Origin of the sequence: Streptomyces sp. NPDC014882 (assembly GCF_043081325.1) — a bacterium.
Lineage (GTDB): Bacteria > Actinomycetota > Actinomycetes > Streptomycetales > Streptomycetaceae > Streptomyces.
The window spans coordinates 765,280-778,606 of sequence record NZ_JBIBWL010000002.1 but is presented as its reverse complement, the minus strand read 5'-3'; the positions used below and the strand labels follow the sequence as shown (position 1 = coordinate 778,606).

At 72.6% G+C, this 13,327-nt stretch carries 10 protein-coding genes and 1 rRNA gene; 6 read left to right on the top strand and 5 right to left on the bottom strand.

Going from position 1 to position 13,327, the window contains the following annotated elements; translation table 11 throughout:
- Positions 1-175 precede the first annotated feature (175 nt).
- A 5S ribosomal RNA gene (rrf, locus tag ACF09K_RS07975) occupies positions 176-292 on the top strand.
- Positions 293-391: 99 nt separating this feature from the next.
- Here the strand turns inward: rrf and ACF09K_RS07970 are convergent.
- The 5 genes from ACF09K_RS07970 to ACF09K_RS07950 are packed head-to-tail and all read right to left on the bottom strand — an operon-like array spanning position 392 to position 6,029.
- Complete coding sequence (locus ACF09K_RS07970; protein WP_392241624.1) at positions 392-1,702, bottom strand: DUF58 domain-containing protein; 1,311 nt, start codon at positions 1,700-1,702, stop codon at positions 392-394.
- Positions 1,702-2,691 (bottom strand): AAA family ATPase, encoded by a 990-nt coding sequence (locus tag ACF09K_RS07965; protein WP_392241654.1) that lies wholly within the window; start codon positions 2,689-2,691, stop codon positions 1,702-1,704. The genes ACF09K_RS07970 and ACF09K_RS07965 overlap by 1 nt, the downstream gene beginning before the upstream one ends.
- Positions 2,691-3,887 carry a DUF4350 domain-containing protein gene (locus ACF09K_RS07960; protein WP_392241623.1) on the bottom strand — a complete coding sequence of 399 codons (1,197 nt, stop codon included), beginning with the start codon at positions 3,885-3,887 and terminating at the stop codon, positions 2,691-2,693. The genes ACF09K_RS07965 and ACF09K_RS07960 overlap by 1 nt, the downstream gene beginning before the upstream one ends.
- A complete protein-coding gene (locus ACF09K_RS07955) occupies positions 3,884-4,708 on the bottom strand; it encodes a DUF4129 domain-containing protein (RefSeq protein ID WP_392241622.1) in 825 nt (274 codons plus the stop codon). Before ACF09K_RS07955 ends, ACF09K_RS07960 begins: the two co-directional genes overlap by 4 nt.
- 4 nt (positions 4,709-4,712) lie before the next feature.
- The gene (locus ACF09K_RS07950) at positions 4,713-6,029 is read right to left on the bottom strand and encodes a hypothetical protein (protein ID WP_392241621.1); all 1,317 of its coding nucleotides are present in this window, start codon (positions 6,027-6,029) and stop codon (positions 4,713-4,715) included.
- A gap of 140 nt (positions 6,030-6,169) precedes the next feature.
- Between ACF09K_RS07950 and mtnA the strand changes: the two genes are divergently transcribed.
- The 5 genes from mtnA to ACF09K_RS07925 all read left to right on the top strand — a co-directional run bounded on the left by mtnA (position 6,170) and on the right by ACF09K_RS07925 (position 13,253).
- Entirely contained in the window at positions 6,170-7,312 is a 1,143-nt protein-coding gene (gene mtnA, locus ACF09K_RS07945) for an S-methyl-5-thioribose-1-phosphate isomerase (protein WP_392241620.1), read from the top strand.
- 180 nt (positions 7,313-7,492) lie between these two features.
- A complete protein-coding gene (gene mtrA / locus ACF09K_RS07940) occupies positions 7,493-8,182 on the top strand; it encodes a two-component system response regulator MtrA (protein ID WP_005316841.1) in 690 nt (229 codons plus the stop codon).
- A gap of 1 nt (position 8,183) precedes the next feature.
- A complete protein-coding gene (gene mtrB, locus ACF09K_RS07935; protein ID WP_392241619.1) occupies positions 8,184-10,262 on the top strand; it encodes an MtrAB system histidine kinase MtrB in 2,079 nt (692 codons plus the stop codon).
- Positions 10,252-12,081: an LpqB family beta-propeller domain-containing protein gene (locus tag ACF09K_RS07930; protein WP_392241618.1), complete on the top strand. Its 1,830-nt coding sequence runs from the start codon at positions 10,252-10,254 to the stop codon at positions 12,079-12,081. The genes mtrB and ACF09K_RS07930 overlap by 11 nt, the downstream gene beginning before the upstream one ends.
- Positions 12,082-12,290: 209 nt before the next feature.
- Positions 12,291-13,253: a ComF family protein gene (locus tag ACF09K_RS07925; RefSeq protein ID WP_392241617.1), complete on the top strand. Its 963-nt coding sequence runs from the start codon at positions 12,291-12,293 to the stop codon at positions 13,251-13,253.
- Positions 13,254-13,327 lie beyond the last annotated feature (74 nt).

Below are 13,327 nucleotides of genomic sequence, written 5' to 3'. Positions count from 1 at the left end.
GGTTGATAGGCCAGATGTGGAAGCCTCGTAAGGGGTGAAGCTGACTGGTACTAATAGGCCGAGGGCTTGTCCTCAGTTGCTCGCGTCCACTGTGTTAGTTCTGAGGCAACGACCGTTGCCGGATTTGAGCTAAAACAAGTAAAAAGTGTGCTTGTTCGCTCGAAACCATTAGGGTTTCGGTGGTTATAGCGTGAGGGAAACGCCCGGTCACATTCCGAACCCGGAAGCTAAGCCTCACAGCGCCGATGGTACTGCAGGGGGGACCCTGTGGGAGAGTAGGACGCCGCCGAACAATCATTCCGGGAGACCCCCGTGCCACTGGCACGGGGGTTTTCTGCATTCACGGCCTGTATCCAGGCATGAGGGCTCCTCAAGGGGAGCCCTTTTTTGTTTACAGTCGGCCTGCCGCTTTCAGGGCCAGGTAGGCATCGGCGAGTGCCGGCGCCAGTTCTTCCGGGGTGGCGTCGACGACTGTGACGCCGTGGCGGCGGAGTTGTTCTGCGGTGCGGGACCGTTCTGACTGCGCCTGGGCTGCGGCCGCTGCTTCGTAGACCGCTTCGGTGCTTCCGCGGGACGCGGCCATATGGGCGGTGTGCGGGTCTGCCACCGAGGCCACCACGACGGTGTGGCGCCGGGTGAGCTGCGGGAGGACCGGTAGGAGGCCCTCTTCGACCGGCGCGGTGTCGAGCGTGGTGAGCAGGACGATCAGTGAGCTGCGGGGAGCCGTTCGCAGTGCTGTGGCGGTGAGACCACGGGCGTCTGTCTCGACCAGTTCCGCGTCGAGGGATGCCATGGCGTTCACGATGGAGGAGAGGGTCTCTCCGGCCGCCCGGCCCTGGACGACGGCGCGTACGCGGCGGTCGTAGGCGAGGAGGTCGACGCGGTCGCCGGCGCGGGATGCCAAGGAGGCCAGGAGCAGGGCCGCGTCCATCGAGGCGTCGAGACGGGGCGCGTCGCCCACTCGGCCGGCGGAGGTGCGGCCGGTGTCGAGGACCAGGAGAATGTGGCGGTCGCGTTCGGGCCGCCAGGTGCGCACAGCGACCGTGGTCTGCCGGGCTGTGGCGCGCCAGTCGATGGACCGGGTGTCGTCGCCGGGCACGTACTCGCGCAAACTGTCGAACTCCGTGCCTTCGCCGCGGGTCAGGACGCTGGTGCGGCCGTCGAGTTCACGCAGACGAGCGAGTTTCGAGGGCAGGTGCTTGCGGCTGGTGAAAGCGGGGAGAACCCGTACGGACCAGGCGATCCTGTGTGTGCCCTGGCGGGAGAAGAGGCGCAGGGGGCCATAGGAGCGGATGGTGACGCGATCGGCGTGACGGTCGCCGCGGCGGGTGGGGCTCAGGCGTGTGGTGACACGGCGGCGCTCTCCGGCGGGGACGGTGGCCTCGTGGCGGGAAGCGGCGATCTCGGTGCCGGGTTGCCAGCTGCTGGGCGGCCAGGCGTCGCGGATGTCGGCGCGCAGCAGGCGGCGGGAGGGGTTGGTGATGGTGAGGGTGACATCCGCTGTGTCGCCGAGGCGTACGGAGGTGTCGCCGGAGCGTGTCAGACGCAGGCGGCGTACGGGGGCGGCGAGGGCGAAGTCGCAGGCGCAGGCGATGGCCAGGGGCGCGTTGACGGCGAGGATGCCTGTCCAGCCGGGCGCCCAGATGCCGACGGGGAGGGAGCCCAGGGCCGCCAGGAGGGCGGTGCGTCCGGTGAGCGCCATCAGCGGGGGACGGGGACGTGGGTGAGGATCGCGGTGATCACCGAGTCGGCGGTGACGCCTTCCATTTCGGCCTCGGGGCGGAGCTGGACGCGGTGCCGCAGGGTGGGGAGGGCGAGGGCTTTGACGTCGTCGGGGATGACGTAGTCGCGGCCGGTCAGCCAGGCCCAGGCGCGGGCGGTGGCGAGGAGAGCCGTCGCACCGCGCGGGGACACGCCGAGAGTGAGGGAGGGCGACGTACGGGTGGCTCGGCAGATGTCGACGACGTAGGCCGTGATCTCGGGGGAGACGGTGGTGCCGCTGACCGCGGCGCGGGCGGCTTCGAGGTCCGCGGGGCCGGCCACCGGGCGGACGCCGGCGGCGCGCAGATCGCGTGGGTCGAAGCCCTCGGCGTGGCGGGTGACGACGTCGATCTCGTCCTGGCGGGAGGGCAGCGGCACGGTGAGCTTGAGGAGGAAGCGGTCCAGCTGGGCTTCGGGGAGGGGATAGGTGCCTTCGTACTCGACCGGGTTCTGGGTCGCGGCGACCAGGAACGGGTCGGGGAGGGGGCGGGCGGTGCCGTCGACGGTGACCTGGCGCTCCTCCATGGCCTCGAGCAGGGAGGACTGCGTCTTCGGCGGGGTGCGGTTGATCTCGTCGGCGAGGAGGAGGTTGGTGAAGACCGGGCCCGGCTGGAAGGAGAACTCGGCACTGCGGCTGTCGTAGACGAGGGAGCCGGTGACGTCGCTCGGCATGAGGTCGGGGGTGAACTGGACGCGCTTGGTGTCGAGTTCCAGCGCGGAAGCGAGGGCGCGGACGAGCAGGGTCTTGGCCACTCCGGGGACCCCCTCGAGGAGTACGTGTCCGCGGCACAGGAGGGCGACGACGAGGCCGGTCACGGCGGGGTCCTGGCCGACCACGGCCTTCGCGATCTCGGCGCGCAGGGCTTCCAGGGAGGCGCGGGCACGGCCCGGATCCCCGGTGGTCCCGGCGTTGTCAGTGGTCGGGTCCATCATGGACGGCGTACCTCTCTTTCGAGGGCGTCGAGTTGGTCGGCGAGGGTGATCAGGCCCGTGTCGTCGGTGGGCGGCGGGCCGAAGAGGAGGGAGTGCAGGGACCGTCGGTCGCCGTCGAGGTGGGTGGACAGGGCGGGGACGAGGGTCTCGGGCGTGTGTGCCTGGGTGACGGGGACGCCTGCGAGAAGGGCGAGGCGGGTGCGGGTGGCGGAGCAAAGAGCGGTGGCGGCGCGGTCGCGCGCGTCGGCCCTGCGGTAGAGGCGGGCGCGGCCTTCTACGGTCTCGGAGGCGCGGATCGCGACGGGGAGCTTTTCGGGGACGAGGGGGCCGAGCCGGCGGGCCCGCCAGAGGGCGGCGAGGACGGCCGCGACGAAGAGTTGCAGGGTGCCCCAGAGCCAGCCGGAGGGGATCAGGTCGAAGAAGCTCTTTTCCTCGTCCTGGTCTGCTGCCGAGGTGTCGGAGAGCGAGGGGAGGTACCAGACCAGATGAGGGCGGGAGCCGAGGAGTTGGAGGGCGAGGGAGGCGTTGCCCTCCTCGTCGAGACGGTCGTTGTGGAGGATGTCGGGCGCGCCGAGGACGACGGTGTCGCCGCCGCCGGTGGTGTCCGGGACACGGACCAGGGTGGCCAGGCGGTTGCTGGGGTAGCACTCGTCGGCGTCGCGGCGGGTGGTGAGGTAGCGGATGCCGCCGGTGTCGGCGCTGCCGGCGCGCCGTGCGGCGGGCAGCGCGCAGTCGGGGTCGAGGGTGGAGGTACGGCTGGTGACGGGGGCCGTGGTCACGCCGGGGGCGAGGGCCTCCACGGACCGGGCCCCGGGGGCGACGAGGAGTGTGCGGCCGCCGGAGCCGGCTGTCGCCGAGCGCAGTTCCCGCCGGCGGTGTTCCGTCAGCAGGTCGGGGGCGGCGACCAGGAGGGTGGTGTCGGGGCCCGTCGCGGTGCGGGCCTCGGCCACGGTGGTGACGACGCGGGTCGAAACGCCGTGGTCGGCGAGGAGTTCGGCGACGGCGCGGCTGCCGTGGGGGTCCCCGGAGCGGGGGTCGAGAGCATGGTGGCGGGCGTCGGAGCGCAGGGTGGCGAGGACCGCTGCGCCGGCCAGGAGGAGCACGAGGGCGAGGGCGACGCCGCGCGAGCGCGTCCACATCTGGCGGGCGGTGGGCGAGGCCGAGGTGGCCGGGGGCGTGGCCGCGGTGGTCATCCGGCGCCCTGGCGGGTGTGCGGGGCCGCGGTGGACGCGCTGTCGTGCGTGAGGTCCGGTTTGGTGCCGGCCAGGTCGTGGTCGAGGTCGGCGATGCGGGCGTACGCCTGCGCGGTGGCGGTGCGGCCGCCGTATGTGACGTCGTCGAAATCGTGTGCGGCGGAGCGGAGCCGGCCGGTGTGGGCGGGAAGGGTGCGGCCGGCTTCCGCCGCGGCTTCGTCGGCGGTGCGGCCGGGGCGGGTGTCGAGGAGGGCGCGTTCCTCCAGGGACCGGACGATCGCGCGCATGCGTTCCTGGACGGCCTGGTTCCAGTGGCCCCGGGCGGCGTGCGCCTCGGCGGCCGCACGGTGGTCGGCGGCGCTGCGGGGACCGTCGTCGAACAGGACTGCCGTGGAGACGGGGCGGCGGCCGGGGGTGCCGAGGCGCCACCACAGCGCGGCCGCCACGGCGGCGACGGCCAGGACGATGACCACCAGGCCGAGCACTCCTCCGGGGGCGGCGGTCGAGGCGGCGCCGAACAGGCCGTCGAGCCAGTCCCACAAGGTGCTCAGAGCGCGTTCGAAGGGGTGGGGATCGTTCTCGTGGTACAGCCGCTTGGACAGTTCGCGGCGGGCCGCCTCGCGTGCGGGATCGCGGGGGACGGTCACCGGTGGTTCGCCGCCCGAGCGCGCCCACGACGGCGGCGGGCCGCCGGTGGCCCGCGACAGCGCGTGCCCGGCGTGGTCGGCGACGCCCGGCAGGGCCGCGTGGGCCGGGCCGGGCGGTGCCACCGCGGGCGGGCCCGCCGGTGCCGCTGTGAGGACTCCCCCCGCGAGCCTCACCGCATCAACTCCCCGGAGTGGTGCCGGGGGTGGGGGTCCCGTAGCCCTGGACGCCGGCGGCGCGGGCCAGGTCGAGGTCGAGGGCCTCGCGGCGGATGCGCTGGTCGACGTAGAGGAGCACGGCGACGCCCGCCGTGATCGGGAACGTGATGAGGGAGCCGATGACCGAGCCGATGCCGCTGACGATGAGGTACGTCCAGCCCAGCTCGGTGCCGGGGTCCGTGAAGGCGCCGAGACCGCCGGGGCTGAGGGCGGCCCCGAGCAGGGCGAAGGGCACGGCGATGATCATGGCGACGAGGTTCGCGATGATCAGGGAGAGCACCTGGATGCCGAAGACCCGCCACCAGGAGCCGCGGACGAGCTTCGCGGACCGGGCCAGGGCCTTCTTGATGCCCTGCTTCTCCAGCATCAGGGCCGGCGAGGCGAGGGAGAAGCGGATCAGCAGCGACACCGCGAGGACGACCGATCCGATGCTGCCCAGGGCGGTGAGGGCGTCGCCCGCGGCGCCGCCCAGGAGGGCGCCCGGCAGGACGCAGACGACGGCGACAGCAGTCACCGTCAGCAGCAGCAGGAGGATCAGGCCGAACAGTTTGAGCAGTTGGGGGCGGGCGTCACGCCACGCCTCGCCGCTGGTGACCGGCTTGCCGAGGACGGCGCGGCTGGTGACGGCGGTCAGGAGCGCGGTCGCCGTGATGGTGCCGACCAGGCTGACCAGGAGGACGACACCGGAGTTGAGCAGGACGGAGCCCATGGCGTCGAGCTGCTCGTCGACCGTGGTGCTCGGGTCGCCGAGCGCGGCCGTGCTCGTGGACTCGTCCAGGACCAGGCCCTGCAGGAGGACGACGACGACCTCCACGACGACGGCGACGGTCAGGGAGATGCCGAGGACCGTGCGCCAGTAGGTGCGCATGGTGGAGACGGCGCCGTCGAGGATTTCTCCCACGCCGAGCGGGCGCAGCGGGACGACGCCCGGCTTGGCCGCGGGCGGGGGACCGCCCCAGCCGCCGCCCCAGCCGCCGGGAGCGCCGTATCCGCCGTGACCACCGGGGCCGGTGGGCGGGCGGGTGCCCCAGCCGGTGCCGGGGGGTGGGGGCGGAGGTGCCTGGCCCGGGTTGTGGGGGCCTGTCGGCGCGGACCACTGGCCGGGGGGCGGCTGCTGCGGGGACCACTGCGTGCCGGGGGCCTGGGGGCTCGGGGCCGGCGGGTCCGCGGGCTGTGCCGCGCCGGGCCGGTCGGCGGGCTCGGGAGGCGTGGACGTCCCGGGCTCCTGTCCGTCGGACGGGGCGGATCCGGGCGAGGCCCAGCCCGGAGTGTCGTTCATCGTCGCTCCTTCACGGTGCCCGTCCGCGGTCGCGGCGGCAGGTTGGGAGCCATCGTGCCATGGGGCGGTCGACGGCGGATCGGCCGCGGTCCCGGCTCCTCGCCTTCGATTGTCCGGCCGATAACGGGCACACTGACGGCATGGCTGATCAGTACGCGCAATCCGGCGATGACAAGCGGCCCACCGAGGTACCGGCGATCCGCTGGGAGGAACCACCCGAAGGCCCCGTGCTGGTGCTCCTCGACCAGACGAGGCTGCCGGCGGAGGAGGTGGAACTGGTCTGTACGGACGCGTCGGCGCTGGTGGAGGCGATCGCTTCGCTCGCCGTTCGCGGTGCGCCGCTGCTCGGGATCGCGGGGGCGTACGGGGTCGCGCTCGCCGCCGCACGCGGCTTCGCCGTGGACGAGGCGGCGGCCGCGCTCGCGGGCGCCCGGCCCACCGCGGTGAACCTGTCCGTCGGTGTGCGCCGCGCCCGTGACGCCTACCAGGCGGAGGTCGCCAAGGGCGGCAGCCCCGAGCAGGGGGCCCGGGCCGCCCTGGCCGCGGCGCGGCAACTGCACCGGGAGGACGCCGAGGCCAGTGCCCGGATGGCCGAGCACGGGCTGGCGTTCCTCGACGAGCTGCTGCCCGGCGGTGGGCATCGGATCCTCACGCACTGCAACACCGGTTCGCTGGTGTCGGGCGGTGAGGGGACGGCGTTCGCGGTGGCTCTCGCGGCGCACCGGGCGGGCCGGCTGCGACGGCTGTGGATGGACGAGACCCGCCCGCTGCTCCAGGGCGCCCGGCTGACGGCGTACGAGGCCGCGCGCAGCGGCATGGCCTGCACGCTGCTCACCGACAACGCGGCGGGGTCGCTGTTCGCGGCCGGCGAGGTGGACGCCGTGCTGATCGGGGCCGACCGCATCGCGGCCGACGGGTCCGTGGCCAACAAGGTGGGCAGTTATCCGCTCGCCGTGCTCGCCCGGTACCACCACGTGCCGTTCATCGTGGTGGCGCCGTTGACGACGGTCGACCCGGACACCGCCGACGGGGCGTCCATCGAGGTCGAGCAGCGGCCCGGGTTCGAGGTGACGGAGATGGCCGCGCCGCAGGCGCCGGTGTCGGGAGCGGGGGGCGGTGTCCCGGTGGCGCCCCTGGGGACGCAGGCCTACAACCCGGCGTTCGACGTGACGCCGCCCGAGCTGGTCACGGCGATCGTCACCGAGGAGGGCGTGGTCTCGCCGGTGACGGCCGAGGGCCTGGCGGAGCTGTGTGCCAGGGCACGGCACACGACCGGCGACTGAGGGGAGGGCCGCCCCGCGGGGCGGCCCTTCGCCCCTCGTTCCACGGGGCTGTCGGCGGCCTCCGGGCGGGCGCCGAGCCTGCTGCCGGGGGCCGGGGCAGACAGTGACCGTTCCCTACGACTATCGTCACGGGCCAGTGACCCTGCTCACCAGCGCCACTGTCACTGTTATGAGAATGGGATGATGTCGTTTATGAAGGGACGAGTCCTTGTCGTCGACGACGACACCGCACTGGCCGAGATGCTCGGCATCGTGTTGCGTGGTGAAGGTTTTGAGCCGTCTTTCGTAGCCGACGGCGACAAGGCGCTGGCCGCTTTCCGTGAGGCGAAGCCCGACCTGGTGCTGCTGGACCTGATGCTGCCCGGACGGGACGGTATCGAGGTGTGCCGCCTGATCAGGGCGGAGTCCGGAGTGCCGATCGTCATGCTCACGGCCAAGAGCGACACCGTCGACGTCGTCGTGGGCCTCGAATCGGGCGCCGACGACTACATCGTGAAGCCGTTCAAGCCCAAGGAGCTGGTCGCCCGGATCCGGGCGCGGCTGCGGAGGTCGGAGGAACCCGCTCCCGAGCAGCTCACCATCGGCGACCTCGTGATCGACGTGGCCGGCCACTCCGTGAAACGCGACGGGCAGTCGATCGCGCTGACCCCGCTGGAGTTCGACCTGCTGGTCGCGCTGGCCCGCAAGCCCTGGCAGGTGTTCACGCGCGAAGTGCTGCTCGAGCAGGTGTGGGGCTACCGGCACGCCGCCGACACCCGTCTGGTCAACGTGCACGTACAGCGGCTGCGCTCCAAGGTCGAGAAGGACCCGGAGCGGCCGGAGATCGTGGTGACCGTCCGTGGCGTCGGTTACAAGGCCGGACCGAGCTGACATGTCCAAGGACAGTGCCGCTTCGGCCCCCGGCCGGTCCGGGGCCCGTCCGGAGCGGCCTGTCGGCCCGCGGCAGACGGGATCACGCCTCACCCACCTCCTCGGCGGCGGACTCCTCCGGGGCGGCGTGCGCAACAGCCCCGTCCTGAGGCTGCTGCTGCGCTGGATACGCAGGCCGCTGCTGCCCGTCATGCGGCTGTGGCGGCGCAACATCCAGCTCAAGGTCGTCGCCACGACCCTGCTGATGTCGCTCGGCGTCGTCCTCCTGCTCGGCTTCGTCGTCATCGGGCAGGTACGCAACGGCCTGCTCGACGCCAAGGTCAAGGCCTCCCAGAGCCAGGCCACCGGCGGCTTCGCCGTCGCCAAGCAGAAGGCCGACGAAGCGGCCGGCACCGCCGCCGACGACGGAAACAGCCCGGACGGCCGCGCCTCCCAGAACGTCATCGAATGGATGAGCGAACTCGTGCTGTCGCTGTCCAGCGGCGGCCAGGGCGCCTTCGACGTGGTCACCCTGCCCCCCGGCGACGACAGTGGCGGCGGCCGCGGGCCACGGGCCTCCGGCTCCGTCGACCCCAACAAGAGCGTCCCCGACGTCCTGCGCGAACGCGTCAACAGCAGCACCGGCGCCGTCCAGAGGTACTCCCGCATCATCTACCTCAGCGACAAGGAGTCCCAGCCCGCCCTTGTCATCGGCAAACGGGTCAACGACCCCAACGGCGACCCCTACGAGCTGTACTACCTCTTCCCGCTCACCCAGGAGGAGAAGTCCCTCAGCCTCGTCAGGGGCACCCTCGCCACCGCCGGACTCTTCGTCGTCGTCCTCCTCGGAGCCATCGCCTGGCTCGTCGTACGCCAGGTCGTCACCCCCGTGCGGATGGCCGCCGGCATCGCCGAACGGCTCTCCGCCGGACACCTCCAGGAACGCATGAAGGTCACCGGCGAGGACGACATCGCACGACTCGGCGAAGCCTTCAACAAGATGGCGCAGAACCTCCAGCTCAAGATCCAGCAACTGGAGGACCTCTCACGGATGCAGCGGCGCTTCGTGTCCGACGTGTCGCACGAGCTGCGCACACCCCTGACGACCGTACGCATGGCCGCCGACGTCATCCACGAGGCCCGCGAGGACTTCGACCCCGTCACCGCCCGCTCGGCCGAACTCCTCGCCGACCAGCTCGACCGCTTCGAATCCCTCCTCGCCGACCTCCTCGAGATCAGCCGCTTCGACGCGGGCGCAGCCGCCCTCGAAGCCGAACCCGTCGACCTGCGCGACGTCGTGCGCCGCGTCGTCAGCGGAGCCGCACCGCTCGCCGAACGCAAGGGCACCTCCATACGCGTCCGCGGCGACCAGCAGCCCGTCGTCGCCGAGGCCGACACCCGCCGGGTGGAACGCGTCCTGCGCAACCTCGTCGTCAACGCCGTCGAACACGGCGACGGCAAGGACGTCGTCGTCAAACTCGCCAGCGCCGGCGGAGCCGTCGCCATCGCCGTCCGCGACTACGGCGTCGGACTCAAGCCCGGCGAGGCCACCCGCGTGTTCAGCCGCTTCTGGCGCGCCGACCCGGCCCGCGCGCGCACCACCGGCGGCACCGGCCTCGGCCTGTCCATCGCCCTGGAGGACGCCCGCCTGCACGGCGGCTGGCTCCAGGCCTGGGGCGAGCCCGGAGGCGGCTCACAGTTCCGGCTCACCCTGCCCAGGACCGCGGACGAACCCCTGCGGGGCTCACCGATACCCCTGGAACCCAAGGACTCCCGCCGCAACCGCGGACTCAACGAAGCGGGCCTGCCGCGCGGCGGAAGCGAGAAGAGCGCCACCGTGCCCCTCCAGCCCGCCCGTGAGCAGCGCCCGCCCGGACGGGCACCCCTGGCACCCCGGCAGAGCCACGTGGCCGCCACCGCCGACCCGACGGCACTGCCCGGCAACGGCGCGCGCGTCGTACCCCGGCCCGCCTCCGACACCCGCCCACCGGACCCGCCCGCCACGGACGGGGCACACGATGAGGCACCCGGCCCGACGAGCCGGACGGACAGGGAAACCGACGGCGTGAACGAGCAAGGGGAGGCATTTCGTGGGCGCTGACCGCGAGGGGGGCCGCCGGCGCACGCCGGTGCGCGGAGCGGCGTATGCCGTGTGCGGCGCCGTACTGCTGGCGGGATGCGCCTCGATGCCCGACAGCGGCGACCTGCGTGGCGTCGAATCCACCCCCCGCCAGGAGACACAGGTCCGGGTCTTCGCCATGCCGCCCCGCGACGACGCTCCGCCCGCCGAGATCGTCCAGGGCTTCCTCGAAGCCCTGACCAGCGACGATCCCGGCTACTCCACCGCACGCCAGTACCTCACCCCCGGCGCCGCACAGCAGTGGAGACCCGAACGCTCCACCACCGTCCTCGCCGACGGACCGGGAACCCAGGCCGACCGCTCCGGCAGCAGGGAGGACGGCGACGACTTCGCCTTCCGGCTGACAGGCACCCGCGTCGCCACCATCGACGCCCAGCAGTCCTACACCCCCGCCTCCGGCGACTACGACCGGACGGTGCACCTCACGCGCGACAAGAAGACCGGACACTGGCGCATCGACGCGCTCCCCGAAGGCGTCGTCATGGGCAAGTCCGACTTCCAGCGCAACTACATGTCGCTCAACAAGTACTACTTCGCCTCCCACACCACGTCCGCCGGTTCCGGACAACCCATGGCCGTCGCCGACCCCGTCTACGTCCGCGAACGCGTCGACCCCATGACCGAGATGGTGCGCTCCCTGCTCAACGGGCCCACCAGCTGGCTGCGGCCCGTCGTCCGCTCCAGCTTCCCCACCGGCACCGCACTCACCGCCGGCGTCACTTCCCTGGCACCCGACGACCAGAACAAGCTCACCGTGCCGCTCAACGACAAGGCGGCCCGCATCGGACACGGCAAGTGCGACGAAATGGCCGCACAACTGCTGTTCACCCTCCAGAGCCTCAACCCCACCGTCGACGAGGTCGAAGTACGCGTCGGCGGAAACCAGCTCTGCTCCCTCACCGAGGACCGGGCCGCCGCCGTCGCCGAACGCGGAGCGGAACGCCGACCCGACTACCTGTACTTCATCGACGCCCGCCACCGTCTGGTCCGCAGGACGAACGCCGGCGACGGCGCCGGATCCGAAGCCGTGCCCGGCGCACTCGGCGACGGCACCCAGGCACTGCGCTCGGTCGCCGTGTCCCGCGACGAGCACAGCGCGGCCGGCGTCGCCCTCGACGGCAAGGCGCTCTACGTCACCTCCACCGTCGCCGGCAACTCCCTCGGCGAACCCGTCCTCCTGAGCAAGGGGAAAACCGAGACCGACCGGCTCACCACCCCCAGCTGGGACGCCCAGGGCGACCTGTGGGTCGCCGACCGCGACCCCGCCGGCCCGCGCCTGCTCCTCCTGGAGAAGGGCGGCGGCGAGCCACTGCAGGTACTCACCCCCGGCCTCGACGGACGGATCAACACCGTACGGGTCGCCGCCGACGGCGTACGGATCGCGCTCGTCGTCGACCAGGGCGGCAAGCAGTCCCTGCTCATCGGACGGATCGAACACGACCGGAGCGGCGAACGGCCCACCGTCGCCGTCCAGGAACTGCGCTCCGCCACCCCCGACCTGGAACAGGTCACCGCCATGTCATGGGCCGGGGACAACAGGCTCGTCGTCGTCGGCCGCGAAGCCGGCGGAGTCGAACAGGTCCAGTACGTCCAGAGCGACGGCTCCATCCCCGAGACCGGCACCCTCCCCGGCCTCACCGAGGTCACGAGCATCGCCGCCTCCGAGGACAGCGAGGCCCCCCTCTTCGCCACCTCGAAGGAAGGCATGCTGTGGCTGCCCGGCGGGAGCGGCTGGCGGACGCTGAAGGAGACCGGATCCGTCGTGTTCTATCCGGGGTGAGGGCGGTCGCGTTCCGACGGGGCCGGACCGGTACATCCGTTCGGCCTGATCGTCGGCCCGTCTGATCCTTGTCCCGCCCGACCCGCGGCCGGTCTGGCCCGTCAGGCCTTCCGGACTTTTCCACAGGCCCGCGGCAGACCCTTTTCCACGCGGCGGACCCTTTTCCACAGGGGTGGCAAGTCCTCCCCTCCCTCGGCACAGTGATCCGTGTGGAAAGCGTTCAGCGGTGGTGGCAGGACCTCTCCGGCCTGGTGCTCCCGGCCGAATGCGGTGGGTGCGGCACGGCACGCACCGTGCTCTGCCACCGGTGCCGCGCCGCGCTCCACGGCACCGCGCCCCGCCGGGTCCGGCCGGACCCCGAGCCGCCCGGGCTGCCCGCCGTGCACGCGGCCGCCCGGTATGCGGACGAGGTACGGGCCGTGCTGCTGGCCCACAAGGAGCGTGGTGCGCTGGCATTGACGCGACCGCTGGGGACGGCGCTGGCGGGGGCGGTGCGGGTGGGCCTGGAGGAGGTGGGGGCGGGGGAGGGGGAGGGGCCCCCACCCCCGGCCTCATCGCGGGCCGTGCTTCTCGTCCCCGTCCCCTCCGCGCGCCGGGCCATCCGTTCCCGGGGGCATGATCCGGCCCGGCGGATCGCGCTGGCCGCGGCGGCGGAGCTGCGGGCGGCCCGGGTGCCGGTGCGGGTGGCCGCGGTGTTGCGCCAGCGGCGGGTGGTGGCCGATCAGACGGGCCTCAACTCGCGGCAGCGACTGGACAACCTGTTCGGCGCGCTGGCGGTGGCGGCCGGTGGCGCGCGGCTGTTGTGCGGTGCGGACGCGGTGGTGCTCGTCGACGACCTGGTGACGACCGGTGCCTCTCTCGCGGAGGCCGCGCGTGCCGTGCGGGCGGCGATGGAGACGCACCGGACCGCTGAGGTGCCCGGCCCGCCGGTGAGGGGGACGCGCCGGACGGGGGCGGCCGGCCGCGCGGCGGGTGAAGTGGGCGTGGCCGCCGTGTACGACAGCGTTGCCCGGGAAGGCAAGGAGGTACGACCGTCCGAAGCGCGGAAGGGAGGCACGGACCCGGTACCGGTGCGGGTGCGACCGCTGGGTGCGGCACGGTCCTCCGGCCTCCTGCGGGCGGCCGTCGTCGCGGCGCCACCGGACGCTTTCGAAAGGAACAACCGGAACTGACGGAGGACCGGTTTCGTTGCAGTTATTGAGAGGACGAATTCACCTGAACGGGGGTACGCGGCAGTAGAGGGTGA